23 protein-coding genes are annotated in these 26,305 nt (G+C 70.3%); 12 read left to right on the top strand and 11 right to left on the bottom strand.

Annotated elements, in window-relative coordinates; genetic code table 11:
* Positions 1–354: 354 nt before the first annotated feature.
* Positions 355–2,856 carry a RelA/SpoT family protein gene (locus tag TFC3_RS21385; protein WP_369819686.1) on the top strand — a complete coding sequence of 834 codons (2,502 nt, stop codon included), beginning with the start codon at positions 355–357 and terminating at the stop codon, positions 2,854–2,856.
* A gap of 195 nt (positions 2,857–3,051) precedes the next feature.
* Here the strand turns inward: TFC3_RS21385 and TFC3_RS21380 are convergent, their stop codons facing one another.
* Positions 3,052–3,882, bottom strand: a complete 831-nt coding sequence (locus tag TFC3_RS21380) for a peptidylprolyl isomerase (RefSeq protein WP_067502795.1) — start codon at positions 3,880–3,882, stop codon at positions 3,052–3,054.
* Between the two features lie 66 nt (positions 3,883–3,948).
* The gene (locus TFC3_RS21375; protein WP_067502792.1) at positions 3,949–4,818 is read right to left on the bottom strand and encodes a peptidylprolyl isomerase; all 870 of its coding nucleotides are present in this window, start codon (positions 4,816–4,818) and stop codon (positions 3,949–3,951) included.
* 166 nt (positions 4,819–4,984) lie between these two features.
* On the opposite strand from TFC3_RS21375, the gene TFC3_RS21370 reads away from it, so the two are divergent.
* Positions 4,985–5,683, top strand: coding sequence for an MBL fold metallo-hydrolase (locus TFC3_RS21370; protein ID WP_067502788.1), 699 nt, complete (start codon positions 4,985–4,987; stop codon positions 5,681–5,683).
* Between the two features lie 14 nt (positions 5,684–5,697).
* Positions 5,698–7,026 (top strand): histidine--tRNA ligase, encoded by a 1,329-nt coding sequence (hisS, locus tag TFC3_RS21365; protein WP_067502785.1) that lies wholly within the window; start codon positions 5,698–5,700, stop codon positions 7,024–7,026.
* On the opposite strand, the gene TFC3_RS21360 is transcribed toward hisS, so the two are convergent.
* Entirely contained in the window at positions 7,013–7,555 is a 543-nt protein-coding gene (locus TFC3_RS21360) for an alpha/beta hydrolase (protein WP_067502782.1), read from the bottom strand. The two genes, hisS and TFC3_RS21360, sit on opposite strands and share 14 nt — an antisense overlap.
* 9 nt (positions 7,556–7,564) lie before the next feature.
* Positions 7,565–8,074 carry a PaaI family thioesterase gene (locus TFC3_RS21355; protein WP_067502780.1) on the bottom strand — a complete coding sequence of 170 codons (510 nt, stop codon included), beginning with the start codon at positions 8,072–8,074 and terminating at the stop codon, positions 7,565–7,567.
* A 54-nt stretch (positions 8,075–8,128) separates the two neighbouring features.
* Here TFC3_RS21355 and TFC3_RS21350 point away from each other — a divergent pair, with 54 nt between their 5' ends.
* From TFC3_RS21350 to TFC3_RS21315, 8 genes are all read left to right on the top strand, one after another.
* On the top strand, positions 8,129–8,602 hold the full coding sequence (locus tag TFC3_RS21350) for a helix-turn-helix domain-containing protein (protein ID WP_067502777.1): 474 nt from the start codon (positions 8,129–8,131) through the stop codon (positions 8,600–8,602).
* A 207-nt stretch (positions 8,603–8,809) separates the two neighbouring features.
* Positions 8,810–9,613: a cyanophycinase gene (locus tag TFC3_RS21345; RefSeq protein ID WP_067502774.1), complete on the top strand. Its 804-nt coding sequence runs from the start codon at positions 8,810–8,812 to the stop codon at positions 9,611–9,613.
* Positions 9,610–12,345 (top strand): cyanophycin synthetase, encoded by a 2,736-nt coding sequence (cphA, locus tag TFC3_RS21340; protein WP_067502772.1) that lies wholly within the window; start codon positions 9,610–9,612, stop codon positions 12,343–12,345. Before TFC3_RS21345 ends, cphA begins: the two co-directional genes overlap by 4 nt.
* Positions 12,346–12,835: 490 nt before the next feature.
* Positions 12,836–15,133: a serine/threonine-protein kinase gene (locus TFC3_RS40505; RefSeq protein WP_082772210.1), complete on the top strand. Its 2,298-nt coding sequence runs from the start codon at positions 12,836–12,838 to the stop codon at positions 15,131–15,133.
* Between the two features lie 214 nt (positions 15,134–15,347).
* Positions 15,348–15,596 carry a hypothetical protein gene (locus TFC3_RS21330; protein ID WP_067502769.1) on the top strand — a complete coding sequence of 83 codons (249 nt, stop codon included), beginning with the start codon at positions 15,348–15,350 and terminating at the stop codon, positions 15,594–15,596.
* A 156-nt stretch (positions 15,597–15,752) separates the two neighbouring features.
* Positions 15,753–16,670 (top strand): sigma-70 family RNA polymerase sigma factor, encoded by a 918-nt coding sequence (locus TFC3_RS21325; RefSeq protein WP_067502766.1) that lies wholly within the window; start codon positions 15,753–15,755, stop codon positions 16,668–16,670.
* Between the two features lie 252 nt (positions 16,671–16,922).
* Positions 16,923–17,174, top strand: coding sequence for a hypothetical protein (locus TFC3_RS21320; RefSeq protein ID WP_067502763.1), 252 nt, complete (start codon positions 16,923–16,925; stop codon positions 17,172–17,174).
* Entirely contained in the window at positions 17,171–17,662 is a 492-nt protein-coding gene (locus tag TFC3_RS21315; protein WP_067502760.1) for a hypothetical protein, read from the top strand. The genes TFC3_RS21320 and TFC3_RS21315 overlap by 4 nt, the downstream gene beginning before the upstream one ends.
* A 40-nt stretch (positions 17,663–17,702) precedes the next feature.
* Here TFC3_RS21315 and TFC3_RS21310 read toward each other — a convergent pair whose 3' ends face one another.
* The 7 genes from TFC3_RS21310 to TFC3_RS21280 form a co-directional block, all read right to left on the bottom strand.
* Positions 17,703–18,329, bottom strand: a complete 627-nt coding sequence (locus TFC3_RS21310) for an urease accessory protein UreD (RefSeq protein WP_236718239.1) — start codon at positions 18,327–18,329, stop codon at positions 17,703–17,705.
* Between the two features lie 283 nt (positions 18,330–18,612).
* The gene (gene ureG / locus TFC3_RS21305; RefSeq protein WP_067507200.1) at positions 18,613–19,236 is read right to left on the bottom strand and encodes an urease accessory protein UreG; all 624 of its coding nucleotides are present in this window, start codon (positions 19,234–19,236) and stop codon (positions 18,613–18,615) included.
* Between the two features lie 136 nt (positions 19,237–19,372).
* On the bottom strand, positions 19,373–20,017 hold the full coding sequence (locus tag TFC3_RS21300; protein ID WP_067502754.1) for an urease accessory protein UreF: 645 nt from the start codon (positions 20,015–20,017) through the stop codon (positions 19,373–19,375).
* Between the two features lie 34 nt (positions 20,018–20,051).
* A complete protein-coding gene (locus TFC3_RS21295) occupies positions 20,052–21,770 on the bottom strand; it encodes an urease subunit alpha (RefSeq protein ID WP_067502752.1) in 1,719 nt (572 codons plus the stop codon).
* Positions 21,767–22,147 (bottom strand): urease subunit beta, encoded by a 381-nt coding sequence (locus TFC3_RS21290; protein WP_067507197.1) that lies wholly within the window; start codon positions 22,145–22,147, stop codon positions 21,767–21,769. The genes TFC3_RS21295 and TFC3_RS21290 overlap by 4 nt, the downstream gene beginning before the upstream one ends.
* Before the next feature lie 20 nt (positions 22,148–22,167).
* Positions 22,168–22,470 (bottom strand): urease subunit gamma, encoded by a 303-nt coding sequence (locus tag TFC3_RS21285; protein WP_067502749.1) that lies wholly within the window; start codon positions 22,468–22,470, stop codon positions 22,168–22,170.
* A 108-nt stretch (positions 22,471–22,578) separates the two neighbouring features.
* Positions 22,579–23,127, bottom strand: coding sequence for a TetR/AcrR family transcriptional regulator (locus tag TFC3_RS21280; protein WP_201787194.1), 549 nt, complete (start codon positions 23,125–23,127; stop codon positions 22,579–22,581).
* Positions 23,128–23,145: 18 nt separating this feature from the next.
* Here TFC3_RS21280 and TFC3_RS21275 point away from each other — a divergent pair, with 18 nt between their 5' ends.
* Positions 23,146–26,304, top strand: coding sequence for a bifunctional cytochrome P450/NADPH--P450 reductase (locus TFC3_RS21275; RefSeq protein ID WP_067502744.1), 3,159 nt, complete (start codon positions 23,146–23,148; stop codon positions 26,302–26,304).
* Position 26,305: the final 1 nt, after the last annotated feature.

The raw sequence follows: 26,305 nt of genomic DNA, 5'->3' as shown, positions 1-26,305 counted from the left end.
AGCAACGCGGCGACGACCAAGCCTGACCCGGCGCGAGCCGACGGCTCGGCTTCGCCTGAGCCCGGCGGCTCTTCGGGCGCGGTTGCCGGTGATGCAGGCGCGGTTGCCGGTAATGCGGGCGTGGTTAATGGTGCCGCGGCCGGGGACGCTCCGGTGGCTGGCCTCATCGCTCCGCTGGGGTCAGATGCCGCTGACGGCAATGCCTCGCGGGGTGGTAGCGCCTCCGGCGACGGCAAGTCCTCTGGCGCCGGCGATGCCGCGACCTCAGACGATGGCCGCGCCTCGACGAGGGTCGCTGCCGTACGCAATGGCGCAGCCCCGGACAGCGGCACCGCCTCAGTCGATGGCACGGCCGTGTCCAGCGGCACCGCTGTGAACGACGGCAAGGCCCCGAAGCCCTCCACCAATGGCACCGCTGCCCAGGTAACCCGGAGCGCTCCCACCGACGGCGCCTCCCCCCGAAGCACCGCGACCCCTCCCAGGATGTCGCACCCCATCCCCGACCCGGACGCACCCACAACCGGCGCCCAGTCACCCGACCCCGAGGTCACCCAGCCGCTGTCGCCTGCCGACACCCCGACCGGCGGGTTCGGGCTGGCCAGCGCCCCGACCGGGCGACGGGTGCGGGCGCGGCTCGCCCGGTTCAATGCCCCGTGGCAGAGCACCCAGGTCAGCGAGGTTCTCGAACCGCTGATCGCCACGCATCGGGCCAGCCATCCCAAGGCGGACGGCCGGGCTTTGCAGCGGGCCTTCGATGTGGCTGCCCGGTGGCACTCGGGGCAGTACCGCAAGTCCGGGGATCCGTACATCACGCACCCACTTGCTGTGGCCACCATCCTGGCGAACCTCGGCATGGACACCACTACGCTGGTGGCTGCGCTGCTGCATGACACGATCGAGGACACCGACTACGGCCTGGAGCAGATGCGCTCGGACTTCGGTGGCGAGGTTGCGCTGCTGGTCGACGGGGTCACCAAGCTCGACCGGGTGAAGCTGGGCGATGCCGCGAAGGCGGAGACCATTCGCAAGATGGTTGTCGCGATGGCCAAGGATCCCCGGGTTCTGGTCATCAAGCTGGCCGACCGGCTGCACAACATGCGTACGCTGACGTTCCTGCCGCGGGCCAAGCAGGAGCAGAAGGCCAAGGAGACGCTGGAGATCCTGGCTCCGCTGGCGCACCGGCTCGGTATGAACACGATCAAGTGGGAGCTCGAGGACCTGGCGTTCGGGACCCTGTTCCCGAAGCGGTTCGAGGAGATCAACCGGCTGATCGGGGAGCACCAGCCGCAGCGCGAGGCGTTGCTGCGTCAGGTCACCAACCGGGTCGGGCTGGACCTCAAGTCGGCGAAGATCAAGGCCGAGGTCACCGGGCGTCCGAAGCACCTCTATTCGATCTATCAGAAGATGATCGTACGGGGACGCGACTTCAGCGACATCTACGACTTGGTCGGCGTGCGGATCCTGGTTGACACGGTGCGCGACTGCTATGCGGCGCTGGGCGTCATCCACGCCAACTGGCAGCCGGTGCCGGGGCGGTTCAAGGACTACATCGCCATGCCCAAGTTCAACATGTACCAGTCGTTGCACACGACGGTCATCGGGCCGACCGGCAAACCCGTCGAGATGCAGATCCGCACGTTCGCCATGCACCGCACAGCGGAATTCGGCATCGCCGCGCACTGGAAGTACAAGGAGCAGAAGGGCGCCACGATCGTGGGGCCGCCGGCGCACATCGACGAGATGACCTGGCTGCGCCAACTGCTCGACTGGCAGCGTGAGGCCAGCGACCCAAGCGAGTTCCTCGACGCCCTGCGCTTCGATCTTTCCAGCCAGGAGGTGTACGTCTTCACGCCGAAGGGTGACGTCATCCCCCTGCCCACCGGGTCGACCCCGGTGGACTTCGCCTACGCGGTGCACACCGAGGTCGGGCACAAGACCATCGGTGCCCGGGTCAATGGCAAGCTCGTACCGCTGGAATCGACTCTGTCCAACGGCGACGTGATCGAGATCTTCACGTCAAAGTCGGCAACGGCGGGTCCGACCCAGGACTGGCTGGGCTTCGTCAAGAGCCCGCGAGCGCGCACGAAGATCCGGCAGTACTTCAACAAGGAACGCCGCGAAGAAGCGATCGAGGACGGCAAGGAAGCGATCGTCAAGGCAATGCGCAAGCAGGGCCTGCCCTTGCAACGCATGCTGACGAGCGACAATTTGACCACGATCGCCCGCGACCTGCACCTGGCCGACGTGGCGTCGCTGTACGCGGCGGTCGGCGAGAGCACGGTGTCGGCGCAGTCGGTGGTGCAGAAGCTGGTAGCGGGCTTCGGCGGCGAGGAAGGCGCAGTCGAGGACATCGCCGAAACCGCCGTCGCGACCCGCCCGCCCCGCAACCGCACGGCTGCCCAGGACCCGGGCGTCGTGGTCAAGGACGTCAGCGACGTCTGGGTGAAGCTGGCCCGGTGCTGCACCCCCGTACCCGGTGATGCGGTCTTCGGCTTCGTCACCCGCTCCGGCGGCGTCAGCGTGCACCGCGAAGACTGCGCCAACGCCGAAGACCTGCGAGCCCAGCCGGAACGCGTGGTAGAGGTCAGTTGGAAGCCGACATCCGCGTCGACATTCCTGGTGGCCATCCAGGTGGAGGCGCTGGACCGGCACAAGCTTCTGGCCGACGTCACCCGGGTGCTCTCGGAGGAGCGGGTCAACATCCTGTCCGCCACGGTGACCACAACCCGCGATCGGGTGGCCGTCAGCCGCTTCACCTTCGAAATGGCTGACCCCAAGCACCTGGGTCACCTGGTAGCAGCGGTCCGCAAGGTCGACGGAGTCTTCGACGCCTACCGCGTAACCTCCGGCGCCTAACCCCGCCCCCCGCCGAAACGCTTTGGCTGGTGGCCGCTCGGCCCCGGACCCCAGAACCGGTAGGCGAGCAAGGGCGGGGAAGTACCCTGCGCCAGGCCACCAAGCCCAGTAAGCCGGCCCCCGGGACAACCCACCGAAGAAGGCAACGAAGGACGGCCCCAAACCACAGGACCGTCCTTCGAGGGAAACGAAAACTCAGGCAGCAGCCATGGTCAAGCTGTTGATGTCGAGCTCCTTCTTAGGATGCCCGTCCCCCTGCCCGTTGGAGTTGTCAGTCCCCGCCTTGGCGACCGTTTCGACGATGTCCAGGCCCTTGGTGATCGTGCCCAGGACGGTGTACTCCGCCGGGAGGTCGGTGTCGGCGTAGACGATGAAGAACTGGCTGCCCGTGCTGCTGGGTGCCGACGTCTTCGCCATCGCGATGGTGCCCTTGGGATAGGCCGGCTTCGCGTTGGTGGGCAGGTTTTCCTCGGCGTAGCGGAAGCTGGGGCCGCCGGTGCCGTCGGTCTCGCGGTAGCCCTTGCCCTTGGCCGACGGGTCACCGCACTGCAGGACCTTGATGCCTTCGGTGGTCAGGCGGTGGCACTTGGTGCCGTCCCAGAACTTTTTGCTGGCCAGGTAGGTGAACGCCGCGCCGGTGCATGGGGCCTTGGACAGGTCCACCGTGGCCGTGATCGCGCCCAGGCCGGTGGTCATGGTCAGGGTGTCCTTGCCGGTGTTCGGCGCGTTGGGCGGCGGGGTGCCGACGTCGCTGACCTTGGCGCCGGTGCTGCCGTCCTCGGGAATCCACTGGCAGGCCACGGTGCCCGCGGGTGGGGCCGAGGCCGAGGCGGCCGGCTTGTCGTCGTCCTTGTTGAGCGCGGCCACGATCCAGACTGCCGCGCCGGCGATGACGACGACGGCCAGAGCCGAGCCGATGATGGTTTGGCGCTGGCGCCGCTTCTTGGCGGCGGCCGAGCGTTCGGCCATCTCCTTCTCGAGGCGCGCCCGCGCCGCCGCGCGCTGCCTGTCCTTGATCGACGACACGGTGTTCCTCCTGTATGCCTTCGTGCGGTGAGGGGGCGTTTCGGGTGGGATTCTGCTCCGGAAAGCTCAGGACTGGCTGGAAGCGGAGGGCGCGGCGGCCGACGGGGTCGCTCCATCGGGGGTACTGGCCCCGACGGTGATGCTCTGCACCGCGATCTTCGTCGCCGGGGTCACCTTGTCGCCGGCCGCGTTGGCCTTGACCGGGATCTTGCCGATCTTTGTGACGGTGTCCAGGCCGCCGGTCACCGTACCGATGATCGGGTATTGTGCCTGGCCCTTGGGGGTGTAGTCCTTGAAGAAGATCAAGAACTGGCTGCCGTTGGTGCCCGGCGGGTCGCCGATCATGGCGACCGTGCCCTTGGGGTAGACCGGCGTGGCGCCGGCGCTGGGGGCGGGCGAGGGGACCTGGGGCAGGTTCTCGTCGTAGACGCTGTACGTCGGGCCGCCCTGGCCGGTGCCGCTCGGGTCGCCGCAGCGGATCGCGCCCTCGGCAGTGATCTCGTGGCACGTGGTGTTGTCGTAGAACTGCTTGCCCGCCAGGTACGCCAGGTCGGCGGCGCTGCACGGCGAGCTGGTCTGGTCGAGACGGACGACGATCGGCGCACCCTGGTCTGTGGTGATTGTCATGTCCCGGGTGCCCGAGGTGGGGATGTCCTTGGTCGGGGGCTGGCCCACGTCCTTGAGGTTGGCGTTGCCGTCGGTGCTCTGCGGGGTCCACAGGCAGGTGTCCGAGTCGGCTGCGTCGGTGGTCGTGTCGTCGGAATCGAACGCGCCGCCCAGCCACGCGATGCCACCCACGATGACGATCAGCGCCGCCGCCGCGCCGAGCCCGGCCTGGATCTGCCGCCGCCGGCGCTGCTTCGCCGCCCGGCGCGCCATCTGGCGGTCGAACTTGTCGCGCGCCAGCTTGCGCTGCCGGTCCTTGCTGGAGACCACCGAGTGCTCCCCTTCCTGGAAAAGTGCGGACGTGCGCCTCGCCACACGCCCGCAAGAGTGTACGGGTAACGCCTGGGAATGTGGTGTGCGAGGTTCCGTGCCGGTGTGTACGGTGCGTCCAGCTAGGCTTGAGACGCGGCGACCGACGGGTGGAAAGGGGTGCGCGATGCTGGTCACCAGCTTTCCGGCGGAGGCGTTCGGCACCAACTGCTACGTGCTCGCCGCGGGTCCGGGGGAGCAGGCGCTGATCGTCGATCCTGGCATCGGCGTGCTCGACCACCTCGATGAGGTGCTGGCCCAGCACCGGTTGCAGCCCGCCGCGGTGCTGCTGACCCACGGGCACCTCGACCACTCGTTCTCCGTCACTCCGGTCTGCGGCGCGCGGGGCATCACCGCGTACGTGCACCCGGGTGACCTGGAGATGCTGGCCGACCCGGAGAAGGGCATGGGCATCGGGCTGCAGCAGATGTTCGGGGGCCGGTTGCCGTACACCGCGCCCGAGGATGTCGCCGAGCTGACCGACGGTGCCACGCTGAGCCTGGCCGGGCTGGAGATCACTGTCGACCATGCGCCGGGCCGTACCGGCGGGTCGGTGATTTTCCGGATGCCGAACACGCAGACATCATGGGACGCGGACCAGCTCTGCCTCTCCGGTGATGTGCTCTTCGCCGGCTCCATCGGACGCACCGACCTGCCGGGCGGCAACACCGCCGTGATGATGACCAGCCTGCGGGACAAGATCCTGCCCCTGGCCGACGACACGGTGGTCCTGCCCGGCCACGGACCTGAGACGACGATCGGCCGCGAGCGCGCCCACAACCCGTACCTGCGGGAACTGGTCGCTGCGCCGCGCCGCGGACTGTAGAAAACAGGAGAACCATGAGCAAGCCCACGCCGCTGTCCGGCTTCCCGGAATGGCTGCCCGCGCAGCGGATGATCGAACAGAACGTCGTCGAGAAGATCCGGACGACCTTTGAGTTGTACGGGTTCGCGCCGCTCGAAACCCGCGCCGTCGAGCCGATGGAGCAGTTGCTGCGCAAGGGGGAGACCTCGAAGGAGGTCTACACGCTGCGCCGGCTGCAGGAGGACGCCGAGGCCCGCGAGGATGCCGCGCTCGGGCTGCACTTCGACCTGACCGTGCCGTTCGCGCGGTTCGTACTGGAAAATTCCGGCAAGCTGCAGTTCCCGTTCCGGCGCTACCAGATCCAGAAGGTGTGGCGCGGCGAGCGTCCGCAGGAGGGCCGCTACCGCGAGTTCCTGCAGGCCGATATCGACGTGGTGGACCGCGACTCGCTGCCGTTCCACTACGACACCGAGATGCCGCTGGTGGTCGGTGACGCGCTGCGCTCGCTGCCGATTCCGCCGGTGACCATCCAGATCAACAACCGCAAGGTGTGTGAGGGCTTCTACCGCGGGCTGGGTCTTGAGGACCCGGACGAGGTGCTGCGCATCATCGACAAGCTGGACAAGATCGGCCCGCAGAAGGTCAGCGACGCGCTGGTCCAGCAGGGTGCGAGCGCCGCGCAGGCCGAGGCTTGCCTGCAGTTGGCGCAGATCTCGGCAAGCGATCTGTCCTTCGTGGAGCAGGTGCGCAAGCTGGGCGTGCAGAACGAACTGCTCGACGAGGGTCTGGAGGAACTGGCGCGCGTCGTGGAGGCCGGAACCGAGCACGCGCCGGGTCTGATCCGCGCCGAGCTGAAGATCGCTCGCGGTCTGGACTACTACACCGGCACGGTCTATGAGACCCAGCTGGAGGGGTACGAACGCCACGGCTCGATCTGCTCCGGTGGGCGCTACGACAACCTGGCCTCCACCGGCTCCGAGCGCTTCCCCGGAGTGGGTATCTCGATCGGGGTTACCCGGCTGCTCGGCCTAATGTTCGGCCGCGACGCGCTGACCGCCTCGCGCAGCGTCCCCACCGCGGTGCTGATCGCGCTGCCCAATGAGGACGACCGGGCGCGCTGTGACCGGGCTGCCCGCTCGCTGCGTTCGCGCGGAATCAGCACCGAGGTGGCTCCGGCGGCAGCCAAGTTCGGCAAGCAGATCCGCTTCGCCGAGCGCCGGGGCATTCCGTTCGTATGGTTCCTGGGCGCCGATGGCGAACCGGATTCGGTGAAGGACATCCGCTCCGGCGAGCAGGTCAACGCCGACGCGACCACCTGGGAAGCGCCGGCCGAGGACGTCAAGCCGCTGTTCAGCGCCCCATAGCGTCGAGGAATTCCTCGATCGCGGTGCCGGCGGTGCCCAGCACGTCGGTGAATTTGCGGATCGGGCCGGGCACCCGCAGCGAGTGGGTGCCCTCGGCGATGGACAGCACCTGCTGGCCGGTGCTGCGGGCCGCCTCCTCGTCCCACCACCGGCGGTCGGCGGTGCCGCCGATCAGTAGTTGCGGGGCCGGGTTGCGGGTGATCGCCGCGACCACGCCGGGCCGGGTGAGCAGCGGCGTGATCCAGATAGCCGGCAGCGACCGGTCGGCGGCCAGCGCGGCCGCGTAGCTGCCCAGCGACTTGCCGATGAGCACCGGGCGGGCCGGCGGGGCGACGTCCTGAGCCGCGGCCAGGGCCTGCTCGACGTGAGCGCGCACGAAGGGCTCGGGGTCACCGTCGAGGATGTCGCGCGGGGCGTCCCAAGTGATGGCCTCGACGTGGGCGGTGCGGTCGGCCAGGGTCTCCCAGGCGAGGTCGAGCAGGGTGCCGATGGTGCCGGTGCCGCCGGGGATGAGGATGCCGCTGATCATCAGCAGATGTTATCGAGCCATCTCGAGGATCATGCAGCTCGAGGTGGCGTGCGCGACCAGGCGGCCCGCGGCGTCGGTCATCCGGGCGTCGGCCAGCGCGGTGCGCCGGCCGCGCTGCAGCACCGAGCCGATGGTGGTGAGCATGCCGGAGGCCAGCGTGACCGGGCGCAGGAACTTCACGTTGAGATCCAGGCTGGTGTAGGCCACCCCTGCGGGCAGCGTGCTGTGCACCGAGCATGCGGCGGCGGTGTCGAGCAGCGTGGAGAGCATGCCGCCGTGCACGGTGCCGAGCGGGTTGTAGTGGAACTCCTGCGGCTGCAGGCGCACGGTGACGCTGCCTTCCACGGCGGTCAGCTCGGCGATGTCCATCAACTGCATGACCGGCGGTGGCGGCAGCTCGCCCCGGGACATGGCCTGCAGCACCTCAAGCCCCGAGCGCCCGGCCAACCGGCCGGAATGCTCACCGGGGTCGCTCCAGCTGAACGTCCGGCTCCGGGAGCCCTGCTGAGTCTGGGTCATGGACGCAGACTGGCACGGCTTGCTGCGTCTGTCAACGAGACTTAGCCTGGCAGCATGAACCCGCCCGAGGCCCTGCAATGGTCCGTCGAGAACTGCACGATCGGCCGCGCGATGGAGATCCTCGGCGAGAAGTGGACCATCCTGGTGCTGCGCGAGACGTTCAGCGGGGTGCGCCGCTTCGACGACATGCGCGAGCACACCGGGATCCCGCGGCAGGTGCTCACCAACCGGCTGGCGACGCTGGTCGGGCAGGGGCTGCTGCGCCGCGAGCCCTATCAGGAGCCGGGCTCGCGGATCCGGCACGAATACCGGCTGACCCAGAAGGGCCTGGACCTGTATCCGATGCTGGTGGCCATCAAGGAATGGGGTGACCGCTATCTCGCCGACCCGGCCGGGCCTCCGCTGAGCATGGTGCACCGGGACTGTGGCCACGAGATGCAGGCCGAGCTGCACTGCGCCGGCGGTCATGCCGTGCGGACGTACCGGGATATCGTCCCTCGTCCGGGCCCCGGGGCTCGCAGGCGGTGAGCGAGGCGGCGACGCCGCTGCGCGACAAGGTCTTCCGTGGGTGCCAGCCATGCCGAGCGGCTCGGTTCCGCGTTTGCGCGCCGGCCGGGGCCGCGCCGTCCATCGAGCACCTCCTGCCCGCCGACTACCGGGATTAGCCGGATGTTTCGTATTTGTTCCGTTTAACCTCAAGGCAAGACCGCGGTCAAAGCCTTGAGGGGGTACGGCGTGACGGCCCGTTTGCTGGTCATCGGCGGTGCCGAGCGCCACCGCCCCGGCGGTGAGGCGATCCTGCGCCGCTTCGTCGACCTGGCCGGCGGTCCGCAAGCCGACATCGTGGTGATCGCCACCGCCAGCGGCGAACCGGCCACCCTCGAAGCCGAGTACGCCACCCTGTTCACCCGCTTCGGCGCGCGCCGGGCCCGCGGCCTGCGCATCAATACCCGCAGCCAGGCCAACGACCGCGGTGTCGTGCACGCCCTCGCGCCCGCCACCGGCGTCTTCTTCACCGGCGGCGACCAGCAGCGCATCACCGGCGTGCTCGGCGGCACCCTGGTCGACGCCGCCCTGCAGACCCTGGTCAAGGGCGGCGCTGTCGTGCTCGGCGGCACCAGCGCGGGCGCCGCGATGATGTCCGGCACGATGATCACCGGCGGCGTGGCCCCCGGCGTCGCCCGGGCCAGCGTGCGCACCGGGCCAGGCCTGGAATTCCTGCCAGGCGTGGTCATCGACATGCACTTCGCCGAGCGCGGGCGACTCAACCGGCTGCTCAGCGCCGTCGCGCTGTACCCGCATGAGCTGGGCGTGGGCATCGACGAGGACACCGCGATCCTGGCCGACGGCGACCGTTTCGAGGTGCTCGGCACCGGCGCGGTCACCGTCGTGGACGCCGGTGCCGCCACCGACATCGTGGTGCCCGCCGAGGGCCCGATAGCGCTGGCCGGCGCGCGCATCCACGTTCTGCCGGCCGGCAGCAGGTTCGAACTGACCGGGCGCCGACCGGCGATCTTGCAGAAGGAAACAGCCGCATGAAGATCCTGAGCCTGCGCCGCCTGCGCGGACCCAACGTCCACTTGTCGCGCCCGGCGCTGGTCGCCCGCCTGGATCTCGGCGCGCTCGCCGGACGCGAGACCAGCGACATCACCGGCTTTCCGGAGCGGCTGCTGCGGGTGCTGCCCGGGTTGACCGATCACCACTGCGCTGCCGGTACGCCCGGAGGCTTCGTCAGCCGGATGCGCGGCGGCACCTACTTCGGCCACGTCACCGAGCACGTGAGCATCGAGCTGTCCCAGCTCATCGGGCGGGACGTCAGCTTCGGCCGTACCGTAGCGGGCCCTGACCTCGGGGTCTATGACGTGATCATCGAATGCCCGGTGGACGAGTCCCCCGAGTCGGCGCTGCCCGCGCAGTTGCTGGAAACCGCCATCGAGCTGGTCACCGACATCGCGGCCGGCGCGACGGTCACCGCCGGCGATGTGGAACCGCGGCTGGCGGCGTTGTCCGACCTGGCCGAGCAGGAGGCGACCGGGCCCAGCACCTCGGCCATCATCGCGGCGGCCCGCCGGCGCGGCATCCCGGTCGAGCGGTACGACGACCTGAGCCTGCTGCGCCTGGGCTGGGGTACGCGCCGGCGGCTGGCCTGGGCCGCGATGACCGACCGGACCAGCGGGGTGGGCATCGACGTGGCCGGGGACAAGCAGGTCACCCGGCGGCTGCTGGCCGATGCGGGCGTTCCGGTGGTACCCGGCGCGGCGGCCGCCACGGTGCAGGACGCGGCCCGGCTGCTCGATGAGTTCGGGGCACCCGTGGTGGTCAAGCCGCGGCACGGGCGGCAGGGGCGCAACGTCACGCTCAATGTTCGTACCCGTGAGGACTTGGACGTGGCTTTTGCCGCCGCCGGTCCGGACGTCGTGGTGGAACGTCAGTTGCCTGGACGCGACTATCGGGTGCTGGTCGTCGCCGGTGAGGTGGTGGCCGCCGCCGAACGCGTGCCCGCGCATGTGGTGGGCGATGGAAGCGCCACGGTGAGCGAGCTGGTCGCCCGGACCAACAGTGACCCCCGCCGCGGCTCGGGCCATTCGCGTGCCCTGACCCGCATCGAGATCGACGACACCGTCCGGACCGTGCTGCGGCGCCAGGATCTGGACGAGCAGAGCGTGCCCGGCGAGGGTCAGCAGGTCTGGCTGCGCGACGACGCCAACCTCTCCACCGGCGGCACCGGGTACGACGTCACCGATCGCATCCACCCCGACGTGGCCCGGCTGTGCCTGCGCGTAGCCGCAGTGATCGGTCTGGACATCGCCGGCATCGACCTGCGCCTGCCCGGCATCGCCGCACCCGTTCCGCCCGCCGGTGAGCCCGGCCCGATGGATGCCGGCGTCATCGAGGTCAACGCGGTCCCCGGCCTGCGCATGCACCTGTCCCCGGTACGCGGCCGCGCCCGTGACGTCGGCGACGCGATCGTGCGCGCGATGTTTCCCAGCGGCTCCAACGGGCGCATCCCCACGCTGGCCGTGACCGGGACCAACGGCAAGACCTCGGTAGCCCGGATGGCAGCGTTCGCCCTGGCCGGCACCGGGATGACGGTCGGGCTGACGACCACCGACGGGGTCAGCATCGACGGTCGTACGGTGTTCCGCGGCGACGCCACCGGCCCGCTCTCGGCGCAGATGGTCCTTGGCGACCCGGCGGTGCAGGCGGCCGTGCTGGAAACCGCGCGAGGCGGGCTGCTGCGCCGCGGGCTGGGCTACGACTGGACCGACGTCGGGGTCATCACCAACATCACCGCCGACCACCTGGGTCAGGACGGCCTGGCCTCCATCGAGGACATCGCGCACGTCAAGGCGCTGGTCGCGGAGCGGGTCCGCGACGGGGGCACGCTCGTGCTGAACGCCGACGACCCGTGGGTGCGCAATCTGGTCGACCGTCCCCGGGTACGAGCCGAGCGCAAGCGCCTCATCTGGTTCGGCGCCGACCCGCACCAGAACGTGATGGCGGCGCACCTGGCCCGGGGCGGCACCGCGTACCTGCTGCTCGACGGCTGGCTGGTGCAGGCCACCGGCGCCCGGCGCACGCCGCTGCTGCGCGTCGCCGATCTGCCGGGCACGTTCGCGGGGGCGGCGCCGTACGTGGCGTTCAACGCGCTGGCGGCGATCGCGGCGGCCCGCGCGATGGGCGCCCCGGCGCACATGGTGACCGAGCGGCTGAGCGAGTTCGAGCCGCGGGTGCACAACCCCGGCCGCGGCACCATGCTCAAGCTCGGCGAGGTCACGCTGTTCGTGGACTACGCGCACAACCCGGCGGCCCTCGCGGCGGTGCTGCGCACCCTGCACCGGCTGTACGGCCCGGAGCGTTGCGTGGCGCTTGTGACGCTGCCCGGGGACCGCCGCGACGACCTGCTGACCGCCTGCGCCCAGGTGCTCGCGGACGGCGTGACCCGCGCGGTGCTGCACGACGACGAGGATCCACGGGGCCGGGCACCGGGCGAAGTCAGCGCGCTGGTCGAACGCGAGATGCGCGGCCGGCGGCCGGGGCTGCGCTCGGTGCGCACCGACGGCTACCCGGCGGCGGTGGACGAGGCGCTGCGGATGGCCGCGCCCGGCGACGTGGTGCTCGTGCTCTACGAGAGCCTCACGCCGATGCTGCGCCACCTGGAATCGCTGGGTGCTGTGCCGGTCGATGCGATGCCCGTCGTGTTGCCCGGGCTGCATCCCGCGCCGCTACGCCGGGAGCGGTCACTTCTGGGTGAATTGCCCCTTCGTTGAGTCACCTTCGGCAACTAAGCATGATCGGCGCGCGTTTTTCATCCGATCGGGCGGGGTTCCGCAGGTCATTGCGTTAACGCAAGCAACAGGACGCGGATACCCGACAGCCCTCCACTGTTGCCGAAGCGTGACGCGATCTTTACTGCCCGTGCGGAATCGCTCATGGCTGTCCATTTTGTACGGTATTGCCTGCAACTTCCGGCGAACCGGGCATTAGCCGCACCCTCGGGGGGCAATGACCGTCTATACAGCGTTGACCTGCGAAAACGGTTAAACCCTCGCCGTGCACCCGAAGCGCATGTCAGGAAACGGACTGTGACAAGGCGCAGGTCACCCCGTACGCAGACGAGTCGTGACAGTGACCGAATGTCGGCTAACATCCCGGGCGTCGATGGGGGATGCTCGGTCCAACGGTGGACTGAGCCGCCCCGGCGCTGGAACACATGGCGGTGTGCTTCCAGTGTTTTTCCGATCGCGCATGTGGGGGCACATGAGCACGACGGACCTGCCCGGGTCCAGCCTGCTGGCCAACCGATACCGGTTGGTCGAGCGGCTGGGTGCCGGCGGGATGTCAGTGGTGTGGCGAGGCTTCGATGAGGTCCTCGGACGGCAGGTGGCGGTCAAGGTGCTGCCCCCGTCGACGAGTGCCGATCCCTCGTTCCGGCGCCGGCTGCGCGCGGAGGCCCAGGCCGCTGCCCGGCTGAGCCATCCGCACATCACCAACGTGTACGACTACGGCGAGGCGACCACCGTCGACGGTGAGGCTGTTCCGTACGTCGTGATGGAGCTGGTCGACGGCGAGTCGCTGGCCGCCGTCCTGGCCCGCGTACGGCGCCTGCCCTGGCCGGCCGCCGTGCGAATCAGTGCGGAGGTCTCGGCCGCGCTGGCCGCAGCGCATGCCCGCGGCATCGTGCACCGCGACGTGACCCCGGCCAACGTCATGCTCACCCCGACCGGCGCCAAGGTTGTCGACTTCGGCATCTCGGCCCTGATCGGCGAGAACGACATCGACCCGGACGGCAGCCTGCTCGGCACCCCGGCCTACCTGGCTCCCGAGCGCCTCGAAGGCGGCCAGGTCAGCCCGGCCACCGACGTGTACGCCGTCGGCCTGCTGATCTACCGCACGCTGATCGGTCAGCTCCCGTGGGACGTGGGCACCACCACCGCGCTGCTGCGCGCCCACCAGTACACCGAGCCCGACCCGCTGCCGCCGGTCGAGGGCCTGCCCAGCGCCGTGTCCGCGCTGATCGCCAGTTGCTTGCAGAAGCGCCCGTCGGACCGGCCTTCCAGTGCCGAGCTCGCGCACGTGCTGGGCACGGTGTCGGCCGGCGTTCCCGCGGCGCGCGCGTTCGTACCGGACTGGGCGGACGCGGGGGAGGACACCACGATCCTGCCATCCTCGCACGGCTACACCGATGGCCTGGGCCGCATCCGCGCCGGGCACGCCCGGGTGGCGGAGTCCTCGCCCGGCCGTGGTGTCGCCGCGGTCCCCGCGCAGGCCGCTCCGGTCTCCCCGGCCCCCGGTGCCGTGGCCGAGCCGGTCTCGGTGGCCGAGGTCGAAGCCGCGGTGGGCAGCAACGCCCCCGCCTCGGCCCCGCCGGCTCGGGCCGCGCGCAACAGCCGGTTCGGCCCGGTGCCGCCGTCGACCCCGGTGCCCCAGGCGCCGGCCGCGCCCGACCTGCCCGGCTTCCCGGCTCCTCGCAAGGAGGAGTCCGAAGCCCCGCTGCGGCCCAGCGCGGCCGCCGCGCCCGCCCCGGCTCCGGCCGCGCTGCCCATCCCGCAGCCCCGCCGGCTCGGCACCACCGTCAAGCAGCGCCGCATCTTCTTCGCGGCCGGCGCGGTGCTCGGCGTCGGGCTGCTGGGCTGGGCGTTCACCGCGGTTTCGAACGACCCGGGCCCCAAGGGCGTGATCACCAACGCCGTCGCCCCGGCGCCTACCGAGGGATCGAAGTGCGTGGTCAGCTACGCCGTCTGGTCCGACGACGGCGACCGGTTCAAGGCCGCCGTCACCGTGGCCAACCGCGACACCAAGGCCATCGACAACTGGAAGCTCTGGTTCCTGATGCCCGGCGACCAAGTCGTCTCGGGCAACGGCAAGCTCCGGCTCGACCAGCAGAACAATCAGGTCACGGTGAGTTCCGACAAGGCGCTCAACTCCCAGGCCACCACCACCATGCAATTCACCGGACGGTACGACGCCAGCAACGCGGCCCCGATGGTGTTCCAGCTCGACGGCGAGAACTGCGACACCTACGTCTCACCGAAGCCTGGCGATCCGTCGCGCCCGGTCGAGCACCTGAGCAACGGCCAGGTCCGCCTCGGCCCGGTCCCGGCCGCGGACACCCCGATCCCGGGCATCTCGATCGCCCCCAACGGTGTGGCCGTGCCGGTGCCGGTGGACCCGTCCAACCCGGCCGGAGCCCCGGCCAAACCCGGCACCAAGCCGTCCGCCAGCGCATCGACCGGCACCAACGGCGGCAACAACGGCGGGACCGACGGGGGTGACAACGGCGGCAACAACGGTGGTGGCAGCAACGGTGGCACCGATGGCGGCGGCAGCAACGGTGGCACCGACGGTGGCGGCAGCAACGGCGGTACGGACGGTGGCAGCAACGGCGGTTCGGGCAGTGGCCCGGTCGACCCGTCGCCGCCGGCCTCGGAGCAGCCCTCGACGCCGGTCGGCGGCGGCGAGCAGGGCGGCGGCACCGGCACCGACACCGGAGGCTCCGTGACGCCCCCGGCCGACACCAATGAGGACCTGGACGACGGCGACGTAACGACCCCATAGCCTGCGCGACAACGGCGGCCGACCGGACCCCCGGCCGGCCGCCGTTGTCGCGCGTTAAAGTTGATGAGGCCCCGCACGGCGTGCCTCACGGCATGCCGGACGCCCGTGAGGATGATGGTTGATACCGGTCTGCAACCTGAGCGGTTCCCGTCAGCACCGGCGCGAGCGTTAGCTGGAACCAGAGCAAGTGGTCGCACATCGGGGAGTTCTTTTTATGATCAGCACCGTGCAGGACCTGGCGGCGGAGGCGCTCTTCGTCTCCCACCTGCAGCCGTCGCAATGCCCCAGCCGCGAGACGGTCGAAGAAGCCGTCACCGCGATGCTGCTGCGGCATGGCAGCGATGGCTGTGCCGCCGTCGTGGCGGAGGAGTTCGGTCACCACCCGGAGACGGCCGTGCGCCGCATGGGATGGGTCCGCGACGAGCTCCGCAATGTAGCATTTCGCCAGCTCAACCGGGTTTAAAACGCCCGGGGCGGGAGACCCCGGCGGCATCTGAGCCTTTTTCACGAAAAACTCCATAAAAGCAACCGAGTTCGGGCGCGACTGCACCCGGCGGCAGCAAATGTCTTCCTCATCGGGCCGGATCACCGCCGGCCCCGTACGAGCGAGGAGGACAAGGTGTCCGTCACGACCGAACTCCCCGCCACCGTCGGCACCACCCATGACGCGCCGTCCGCGCGCGATATCGAGGACCTGGTCCGCGAGCACATGCCGATGGTCGGCCACCTGGTCCGGGAACTGCTCAACCGCGTTCCCGGTCACGTCCACTCGGACGATCTGTCGTCCGCCGGTTTCGCCGCGCTGCTCGGTGCTGCGCGCTCGTTCGACCCGAGCCGGGGGATACCCTTTCACCGGTTCGCCGCGGTGCGCATCCGCGGTGCCCTGCTTGACGAGTTGCGCGGACAGGACTGGGCCAGCAGATCCGTACGAGCCCGGGCACGTAAGACCGCTCAGGCCCGCCAGGAGCTGACCGCAGCCCTGGGCCGCACCCCCAGCGAAGCCGAAGTCGCCGAGATGCTCGGCATCGGCGTCGCCGAGCTGGCGTCGGTCGAGGACGACGTGCAGAAGGCGGCTCTGCTGAGCCTGCAGGGCTTCCCGACCGGCGCCGCCGAGGAGATGGTGCCGGAAACCTCGGAGGGCCCGGAGGATCTGCTGCTCAAGCGGGAACGTCTCGGCTACCTGCACCAGGCGATCCAGGCGCTGCCCGAGCGGCTGCGCATGGTGGTTACCCAGTCGTTCCTGCAGGAGCAGCCGCTCAGTGAGGTGGCGGCGGAACTGGGCGTCACCGAGTCGCGCATCTCCCAACTGCGGACGGAGGCGCTGAGGCTGCTGCGCGAGGGGCTCAACAGCTCCCTGGCGCCGGAACTGCTGACGGTGGCCGCGGGCGGGCCACGAACCCGCAAGGGCTGCCAGCACCGCCGCCGCAACGAGTACTTCGCCCGGGTCGCGGAGCAGGGCAACCTGCGGACCCGGCTGGCGCTGACGGACACCCACGGGGTCCCGATCGCCTTCACCACCACCACCAAAGCGGCGTAGCCGCCGGGCCGGCGTATCCGGCGGGGCAGGTGGGCCGGCGGGCCAGCGTCTCCGGCGTGGTCGGCGTATCGGCGGGGCCTTGGGGAAGAGGCCTCCAGCAGCGAGAAGGCGGGTCCATGCCGGACCCGCCTTCTTGGCGTATGCCCGGTAGTTATCCACAGGCGAAGGAACCCGGCCAGAAATCCAACCCAATCCATGACACCCTCCCGTAGTACGAAGTGTTAGGGTACGTATTACGGAAGGCGAACAGCGATGCCGCCGATGGTTATCCACCGGATCATCTGGGCCAACAACACCTACTACGCCACTCGGCGGGCCAGCCGTCAGGAGATCGAGGAGGTTCTCCTGCGGGCGGGCACATCCTTCCGCCGCAACCTCAGCGGAAGGGCGGCAACCCACCAAGCCACCGGGAGGACGGAAGCCGGCAGACCGCTGACCGTCGTCTTCATATACCTGCGTGTGGACCAAGCGGCCATCCCCATCAACGCCTGGGAGAGACGATGAACACCACTGAGACACGATTCAGGGCCGGACAGCGGGCTCCGCAGGCGGGGCTCTACCGGTCGACCAGCACCGGGCACGAAGTTTCCGTGTCCAAGGACGAGAAGCTGCCCGCCGGTGGCGCCTGGTTGCTGGCGCACAGCCGCACGGAGCCCGATCCGCTCACCGGCATGACCGCAGCCGAGATCGCCCAGCTCGCCGAGGAAGCCTACGAGCAGCGCGACGATCCCGCTGCCTGGGAAGACATCCCCGCCCCCGAGATCGCTCCCGATGTCAGGTCGGTGGTGTCCGTCCGCTTCAACCCCGGTGAGCTGGGGGCCGTGGAGACAGCTGCCCGGGCCGCGGGTATACCCCTGTCCACCTACATCCGCAACGCGGCACTGAACGCGGCCTCACCGATCGATATCGGACAAGTCCGCTCGGCCGTCCAGCAGCTGCAAAAGGGCGTCGCCGCGGTCGCTGCCGCGCTGGAGCCCCCAGAGCACCACTAAGGCCGGAGCCCCCGTCATGGCACCGATAGCGCCAGGGCCTTCAGGGCGCCAACAGGGCAGGCGACGACAGCACACTCAACGGGTCGAGGGCGGCGCGGACCTGGCGGATATCCGCACCGACGGCGGAGGCCAGCCGTCCCGGCCCGGTCAGGGGCATGAGAGCGGCGTTGTCACCGAGGATGCGAGGTTCGGGAAGGTCGGGGCCGGCCAGGATCAGGGTGCCAATCGCCCGGCCCTCGCCCAGGATGGCGGCCCCGGACCAGGCGGGTGCGGCCGGGCCCACGGTGAGGTCGTGGCGAAAGAGGGTGCTGCCGGCGTAGTGGATGGTGAGTTCGGTGTGGGCTGCTCCGGAGGGCTCGGCATGGCGGCCGCAGACAAGGTCCTCGCGCCAGAGCAGGGTGCCGCCGTCCTCGACGGTGACCGTGGTGCTGGCCCGGTGGTCGCAGCCGGACGCGGCGATGAGCGGCTCCGGGTGGAAGACCAACGTGCCGCCGGTCGCTACCGTCGCGTGGATCTCGAAGCGGGAGGCGGGCAGACCCGGGCGGCCCGGCAGGGCAAGCTGCGCCGCTACGCTGAACATGCTGAGGCGCGCGCCGGGGCCCACCTCAATGTCCAGCCGCAGATCGTCACCCCGCAACGGACCGGCCGCACCGCCAACGAGGTGCACGGTGAGATCACCCCCACGCGGGCCGGTGCGCCGAACCAGCAAAGGCGATTCGCCGCGCAGAACAGTTGGCCGCGTGCCACCCCTGCCATCCACCTCCGCCACCACGCGCGCGCACGCCCTCACCGCACCACCCCCGCCCGCAACGCGCGCCGCGCACCTTGGCCCGGACGCGAGACGACGTCGGGGCGCGGGATGACGCCGTGCCGGGCGCCTGAGCCTGGACGCGGCACCGCGCCCGGACGCCGGACCAGTCCGCGCGCCGCGCCCGGCCCCGGACGCCGGATCATGCCGGCATGCGGGCCGTGACCAGGCCGCGGATCCAGTTGGCTACCGCTGTGGCGTTGCGGTCCTCGGTGAGTGACTGGAAGACCGTGGGCAGGTCGCCGCGGCGGGCTCTGGCGTCGCGGTCCATTACTGACAGGTCTGCTCCGACCAGGGGTGCCAGGTCCGTTTTGTTGATGACCAGCAGGTCGGCGGTGGTGACGCCGGGGCCGCCCTTGCGGGGGACCTTGTCGCCGCCGGCTACGTCCACGACGAAGATCTGCTTGTCGATCAAACCCTTGCTGAATGTCGCGGTCAAGTTGTCGCCACCGCTCTCCACCAGCACCAGATCCAGCGGGCCGAGTGCCGCCTCCAGGTCCTCGACGGCGTCCAGGTTGGCCGAGATGTCGTCGCGGATTGCGGTGTGCGGGCAGCACCCGGTCTCCACCGCGCGGATGCGGTCGGCCGGAAGGACGCCGTTGCGCAGCAGGAAGTCAGCGTCCTCTGTGGTGTAGATGTCGTTTGTCACCACGGCCAGCCGCAGTTCCGCGCCCAGTGCCCGGCACAGCGCCGCAACCAGGGCCGTCTTGCCCGAGCCAACCGGGCCGCCGATGCCGATGCGCAGCGCTCGCGGGCCGGTGGCCAGCGCAGGGTGCGGGTCGACGCCCGGGTCGGGATGGGTGTGCGGAACATCCTCGGGGCCGTGCGCGTGCGCGTGCGCGTGGGCGTCATGAAGCGGGCTGTGCGCGTGGGCGTCAGGAAGCGGGCCGTGTGTGTGGTCGTCAGGATGCAAAGAGACGCACCTCCCAGGTGGCATGGAGCTCGGCGCCGATGTCGAGCAAGGGGGCTCCCGCGGCCGGCAGGGCGTCGGCCGGGTCGTGGGCGCAGGCCGCGGCGGCTGTCGCGATCCGGTCGGTGTCGGGGGCGAGACGAGCGATGAGAGCGTGCACCTGGTAAGGGTCCAGCCCGAGCAACCGCACCGCAGCGCTGGCCGGTCCCGTGACAGTGCCGTGCGCGGCGGCCACGGCAGCTTCCAGCGGCACCAGGCCGGCGGCCGACGCGAGTACGCCGAGCGCGACCGGCTGGTGGGGGTCACGACCGACCACGGGCAGCGGCCACATCGCCCGGCCGGCTCTGATCATCGCGCGGCCCTGGGCCCGGGAAGCCTTGCGCAGCGCGGGGGATGAGATGCGGGCGTCCAAGCCTTCGTCGAGTTCCGCCCAACGGGCCGGGTTGGCGCAGGCCGCGGCGGCGAACGCGGCGGCGACCAGGCCGGCGGTGTGCAGCTTGCCGCGCAGGAAGCCGGCCACCGCGTCCAGGTCGCCGACCCGCCCGGCCGAGACCGCGGCCTCCAGCCCACCCGAGTGCGCGTGCCCACCCGACGGAAGCCGCCCGTCCGCCAGGACCAGCAGGGTTGCGAGGCTCATGGGCTGGCCTCCGCGGGCAAGGAGAACAGCGACATCAGAACAGGTGGTAGCGCTGGGCCAGGGGCAGCTCGTCCACCGGGTCCGGCTCGACAACCTCGCCGTCGATGCGGACCGTGAACGTGTCCGGTTCCACCTCGATGCGCGGGGTGGCGTCGTTGAGCGGCAGGTCCGCCTTGCCGACCGAACGCGTGTTCTCCACCGGTACGAGCGCCCGCTTCACCCCGATCCGGTCGCCGAGCAGCGCGTCGATGGCAGCCGGGGCCACGAAAGCCAGCGAGGTCTGGGCGGGGACCACGCCGTACGCGCCGAACATCGGGCGGGGCAGCATCGGCTGGGGCGTGGGGATCGAGGCGTTCGCGTCGCCCATCTGGGCCGAGGCGATCATGCCACCCTTGATCACCAGGGCGGGCCGGACGCCGAAGAAGGCCGGGTCCCAGAGCACCAGGTCGGCGAGCTTGCCGGGTTCGACCGAGCCGACCTGGGCGGCCATGCCGTGGGCGATGGCCGGGTTGATCGTGTACTTGGCGACGTACCGGCGGGCTCGGTGGTTGTCGGCCGGGCCGTCACCGGGCAGCGCGCCGCGGCGGGCCTTCATCACGTGGGCGGTCTGCCAGGTGCGCATGACGACCTCGCCGACGCGGCCCATGGCCTGGGAGTCCGAGCCGATCATCGAGATCGCGCCGAGGTCGTGCAGCAGGTCCTCGGCGGCCATGGTGGACGGCCGGATGCGGCTCTCGGCGAAGGCCAGGTCCTCGGGCACCGCCGAGTTCAGGTGGTGGCAGACCATCAGCATGTCGAGGTGCTCGCTGAGGGTGTTGCGGGTGTACGGCCGCGTCGGGTTGGTCGAGGACGGCAGCACGTTCGGGTACGACGCCACCGTGATGATGTCCGGTGCGTGCCCGCCACCGGCTCCCTCGGTGTGGTAAGCGTGGATCGACCGGCCGCCGATGGCTCGCAGGGTCTCCTCGACGAACCCGGCCTCGTTGAGCGTGTCGGTGTGGATGGCGATCTGCACCCCGGAGGCGTCGGCAACGCGCAGCGCGGCGTCGATGACTGCTGGGGTCGTACCCCAATCCTCATGCAGTTTGAAGCCACCCGCCCCGCCGCGCAGTTGCTCCCAGAGCGACTCCTCGCTCATGGTGTTGCCCTTGCCCAGCAGCAGCACGTTGATCGGCCAACGGTCCAGCGACTCGAGCATCCGGGAGAGGTGCCAGGCGTTGGGGGTGACGGTGGTGGCCTTGGTGCCCTCGGCCGGTCCGGTGCCGCCGCCGATGATCGTGGTGATGCCGGCGGCCAGCGCGGTGTCCAGAATGGTCGGGCTGATCAGGTGCACGTGGCTGTCGATGGCCCCGGCGGTGAGGATCTTGCCGTTGCCCGCGATGATCTCGGTGCCCGCGCCGATGACCAGATCCGGGTGCACGCCCCGCATGGTGTCCGGGTTGCCGGCCTTGCCGATCGCCACGATGCGCCCGTCGCGGATGCCGACGTCGGCCTTGATGACGCCCCAGTGGTCGAGGATGACCGCGCCGGTGATGACGGTGTCGGGGGTGCCCTCGGCGCGCGTGGCCCGCGATTGGCCCATCGATTCCCGGATGACCTTGCCACCGCCGAAGACCACTTCATCTCCGGGTACGGGCCCAGCGCTGCGATCCTCGTCGATCTCGATCAGCAGGTTGGTGTCAGCCAGCCGGATCCGGTCCCCGGCGGTGGGACCGTACAGGGCGGCGTAGCGCCGGCGATCCAGCGTGCTCATCGGCCGCTCCCGTTTTCGGGTAGATCTTCGTCGAGGGATCCCGCGGGCTCGATGTCCGCGCGCGGGGAGGGGTCCAGCGGGCCACCGGCCAGTCCGCGCAGGCCCGGCACAATGCGATTACCCTGCAGCGGTACGAGGTCCACATCGCGCGGCATCCCCGGCTCGAAGCGCACCGACGTCCCGGCCGGCACCGCGAGCCGGTGTCCCCACGCGGCGTCCCGGTCGAAGTCGAGAGCGGCGTTGGACTCGGCGAAGTGGTAGTGCGAGCCGACCTGCACGGGCCGGTCACCGGTGTTGCGCACGGTCAGGCTGAGCACCGGGCGCCCCGGGTTGATCTCGATGTCACCGTCGCCGAAGAGCACCTGACCGGGCACCAGATCGGGCTCGGAACCGGGGCTCATGAGATGGGCCCGTGCACGGTGACCAGCTTGGTGCCGTCCGGGAAGGTGGCTTCGACCTGCACCTCGGGCAGCATCTCGGGTACTCCGTCCATGACGTCGTCACGGGTCAGCACGCGCCGGCCGGCGTCCATCAGCTCGGCCACGGTGCGCCCGTCGCGGGCCCCTTCGAGCAGGAACGCGGTGATGATCGCGGTGGCCTCGGGGTGGTTGAGGCGCAGACCCCGGTCCCGCCGGCGTTGCGCGACGTCCGCCGCTACGTGGATGAGCAGGCGTTCCTGCTCGTGCTGGCTCAGGAACACAACCAACCTCCGTAGAATCCTCAGCGACTCTTGCAGGCTTGCGTTTCGGGTGTGTTACCCAGCGTAAACTCCCATGATCATCAGAGCACGCCGGGCGCCGGCTGGCCCTCAGACGCGCGCGGCCACGCCGTCGATGAGCAGCCAGACCGCTGTGGCGAAGCCCTCGTCGTCGGCGAACGCCGCGTTCACCTCGCTGAGCAGCAGCCCGCCGACCAGCGCGGCGAGCACCGCGCCGATCCTGCCGGCCTCCTCACTCGGCAGCCCCGCGCTGATCAGGATCGCGCGCAGGGACTGACCCATCGGCCCGTCGCGTTCGGCGAAGGTGCCGCGGGTGAACGCGTACCGCATGAGCCCGGGATGGTTGCGGCTCAGCGCCCGGAACTCGTGGGCCAGCAGGTAGAGCTGCTGACGCCAGGTGCCCCCGGCCACGACGATGCCGCGGGCTCCCTCGGTGAGGGTGCGGGTGAGCCCGTCGAGCAGCGCCGCCTTGTTCTCCACGTGATGGTAGAGCGACATCGGGTTGACGCCCAGTTCGGCGGCGAGCTTACGCATGCTGAGCGCCTCGACACCGTGCGTATCGACGAGCCTCAGCGCCGTCTGCACGATGAGTGTCCTGGTGAGACGTTGCTCTCGCGGCCTTGCCGCCCCCTCAGCCATACGCCGTATGGTAGCCGCGTGATCGTCCCCATCCCTTCCCCCCGCGGTCTTCCCGTCGTCGGAAACGGGCTGCAGGTGCCCGTCGAGGGCGGCCATCAGTTCTTTGCGGACCTGGCGGCCACCTACCCGGACGGCATCTTCAAGGTCAACCTCGCCGGGCGGCACGTGGTCATGGTGTACGAGCCGGACCTGGTCGCCGAGGTCTGCGACGAGAGCCGCTTCTACAAGCCGATCGACCCGCCGCTCGCGCACGTCCGCGACTTCGCCGGTGACGGGCTGTTCACCGCACGCGAGCAGGAAGAGGTGTGGGGTCAGGCGCACCGCATCCTCATGCCCGCGTTCAGCCAGCGGTCGATGAAGTCCTACTTCCCGCAGATGCTCGAGGTCGCCGACGAGCTGGTCGCTCATTGGGCCGGGCGCACCGAGGTCGATGTCACCGAGGACATGACCCGGCTGACCCTGGACACCATCGCGCTCACCGGCTTCGGGCAGGCCTTCCACTCCTTCGCCCAGCCCGAGCTGCACCCGTTCCTGCAGGCCATGGGGCGGGCGCTGACCGAGGCGATGAACCGCACCCGCCAGCTTCCGGTGATCACCGGCCTCAAGCGCAAGGCCGACGCGGCGTACCGGTCCGACATCGCGGTCATGCAGGACCTGGTCGACGACGTGATCCGAACCCGGCGCGCGTCGGGGGAGAAGGCGCAGGACTTGCTCGGGCTGATGCTCGCGGCGGCCGACCCGCTCAGCGGCGGCACCCTGTCCGACGAGAACATCCGCAACCAGGTGCTGACCTTCCTCATTGCCGGGCACGAGACCACCAGCGGCACCCTGTCGTTCGCGCTGCACTTGCTCATGCGGCACCCGCACGTACTGGCTCAGGCGTATGCGGAGGTCGACCGGCTGCTGCCCGGCGACACCGTGCCCACCTACGAGACGATCATGAAGCTGGACGTGATTCCTCGCATCCTCGACGAGGCGCTGCGGCTGCACTCGCCGATCACCGCGATCGGTTTGATGGCGCGCGAGGACACCGTGCTGGCCGGCAAGTACGAGCTGGCCGCCGGGCAGAAGGTCGCGGTGCTGCTCAAGCCGCTGCACACCCATCCCGGGACGTGGCACGATCCCGAGGCGTTCGACATCGACCGCTGGCTGCCCGAGCGCAAGGCGCAACGCCACCCGCATGCGTACAAGCCGTTCGGCAACGGTGAGCGGGCCTGCATCGGCCGGCAGTTCGCGCTGACCGAGGCCCGGCTGGCCCTCGCGCTGATCCTGCAGCACTTCGCGATCTCCGACCCTGCCGGTCACCAGCTCGCCATCAAGCAGACCCTGACGATCAAGCCCGACGGTCTCACCCTGCGGGTTCGTGAGCGTCACGAGCACGAGCGCCTGTCGGTCACGCCCGCGCCGGAGGGTTCCGCCGTGGACACTGCCGAGGTCACAGCCGATGGGGTACGTCTCAAAGTTGCCTATGGCTCGAACCTGGGCACCTCCGAGGATCTCGCACAGCAGCTCGCCGACCGCGCCCGGCGCTCCGGTTTCGAGGTCAGCGTGCAAACCCTCGACGAGCTCGCCGGGGACCTGCCCGCCGACGGCCTGCTGGCTATCGTCACATCCAGCTACAACGGCAAGGCCCCGGACAACGCCCAGAAGTTCGACGCCCTCGACATCCCGGCCGGCGCCCTGACCGGCGTGCGGTTCGCGGTGCTGGGCAACGGCAACACCCAGTGGGCCACCTACCAGGCGTTTCCTCGGCGCGTCGAAGCCGCCCTGAGCGCTGCCGGGGCCACCCCGATCGTGGCGCGCGGCGAAACCGACGCGGCCGGCGACTTCGACGCCATGGCCACGGCTTGGCTGGACGGGCTCTGGTCCGCCCTCGCCGAGTCGTTCGGGGCCGGCACGGGCACTACCCCGGCGAGCGACCGGTACGCCGTCGAGGTGCTCGGCGAGGATCAGGTGCGCCCCGCGGTGGTGTCGGCGCAGGCGTACCCGGTCACCGTGGTCTCGGTCGAGGAGCTGGTCCGCGAGCCGGTGGGCCTCACCGATCTGCGCGGAGCGGGCCGGGGTGCCGGGGTCAAGGCCGTCACCGTGCGGCTGCCCGAGGGCGTGGAGTACCAGGCCGGCGACCATCTGGCCGTGTACGCCAAGAACCACCCGGAGCTGGTGGCGTGGGCGTTGGGGGTGCTGCGGGTGCCGCGCGACCGGGTGGTGCGCCTGAGCCAGGACGGTGACCGCCCGTCGTCGCTGCCGATCGGCGTGCCGGTGACCGCGGAGCTGCTGCTCACCGAGTTCGTCGAGCTGCAGGAGCCGGCCACCCGCAGCCAGCTGGGGGCGCTCGCCGCGCACACCGGCTGCCCGTGGACCACGAGGGAGCTGGCCGCGTGGACGGCCGACTCGGACGAGGCCCGGCGGGCGTACGCCGATGAGATCCTGGCCAAGCGCGTGTCGGTGCTGGGCCTGCTCGAACGCTTCCCGGCGATCGAGCTGCCGCTGGGGGCGTTCCTGTCGATGACCGGCTCGATCCGGCCCCGGTTCTACTCGATCTCGTCGTCCCCTGCCGTCGACCCGGAACTGGTGACGCTGACCGTCGGGCTGGTCGACGGACCCGCGCTGGCCGGGCAGGGCCGGTATCGGGGCATGTGTTCGCAGTACCTGGCCCGGTTGCGTCCCGGGGACACGTTCTACGGCCACGTACGCGTGCCCGCGCCACCTTTCCGCATGCCAGCTGACCCCCGTACCCCCATGATCTTGATTGGTCCGGGCACCGGTTTTGCGCCTTTGCGCGGTTTCCTGCAGGAGCGGGCGCAGCAACCCGGCGGTCGGACGATGGTGTTCTTCGGCGCGCGGCACCCGCAGCACGACTGGCTCTACGCCGACGAGATGCGCGCGTGGCAAGACAGCGGCGTGATGGAGCTGCACCTGGCGTTCTCGCAGCAGGAGGGCTACCCGCACCGGTACGTGCAGCACTCCCTGGAAGCCGCCGGTGATCAGCTGTGGGAGCTGATCGAGCAGGGCGCCCAGGTGTACGTGTGTGGTGACGGTGCGCGCATGGCCCCGGCCGTTCGCGCCACCCTGGCCGGGCTGTACGCCGCCCGGACGGGCAGTACTGAGGCGCAGGCCACCGCCTGGCTGACCGCGCTGGAGGCGGAGGGGCGCTACCAGCAGGACGTCTTCGCCTAAG

The sequence above is a fragment of the Actinoplanes sp. TFC3 genome (assembly GCF_001553785.1).
Classification (GTDB): domain Bacteria; phylum Actinomycetota; class Actinomycetes; order Mycobacteriales; family Micromonosporaceae; genus Actinoplanes.
This window is presented reverse-complemented; position numbering and strand designations above follow the sequence as displayed.

Coding starts and splice junctions, on each gene's coding strand:
- TFC3_RS21370 (WP_067502788.1), top strand. CDS start 4,985: ATGCTGGTCACCAGCTTTCCGGCGGAGGCGTTCGGCACCAACTGCTAC.
- hisS (WP_067502785.1), top strand. CDS start 5,698: ATGAGCAAGCCCACGCCGCTGTCCGGCTTCCCGGAATGGCTGCCCGCG.
- TFC3_RS21360 (WP_067502782.1), bottom strand. CDS start 7,555: ATGATCAGCGGCATCCTCATCCCCGGCGGCACCGGCACCATCGGCACC.
- TFC3_RS21355 (WP_067502780.1), bottom strand. CDS start 8,074: ATGACCCAGACTCAGCAGGGCTCCCGGAGCCGGACGTTCAGCTGGAGC.
- TFC3_RS21350 (WP_067502777.1), top strand. CDS start 8,129: ATGAACCCGCCCGAGGCCCTGCAATGGTCCGTCGAGAACTGCACGATC.
- cphA (WP_067502772.1), top strand. CDS start 9,610: ATGAAGATCCTGAGCCTGCGCCGCCTGCGCGGACCCAACGTCCACTTG.
- TFC3_RS40505 (WP_082772210.1), top strand. CDS start 12,836: ATGAGCACGACGGACCTGCCCGGGTCCAGCCTGCTGGCCAACCGATAC.
- TFC3_RS21330 (WP_067502769.1), top strand. CDS start 15,348: ATGATCAGCACCGTGCAGGACCTGGCGGCGGAGGCGCTCTTCGTCTCC.
- TFC3_RS21320 (WP_067502763.1), top strand. CDS start 16,923: ATGCCGCCGATGGTTATCCACCGGATCATCTGGGCCAACAACACCTAC.
- TFC3_RS21315 (WP_067502760.1), top strand. CDS start 17,171: ATGAACACCACTGAGACACGATTCAGGGCCGGACAGCGGGCTCCGCAG.
- TFC3_RS21300 (WP_067502754.1), bottom strand. CDS start 20,017: ATGAGCCTCGCAACCCTGCTGGTCCTGGCGGACGGGCGGCTTCCGTCG.
- TFC3_RS21295 (WP_067502752.1), bottom strand. CDS start 21,770: ATGAGCACGCTGGATCGCCGGCGCTACGCCGCCCTGTACGGTCCCACC.
- TFC3_RS21280 (WP_201787194.1), bottom strand. CDS start 23,127: ATGGCTGAGGGGGCGGCAAGGCCGCGAGAGCAACGTCTCACCAGGACA.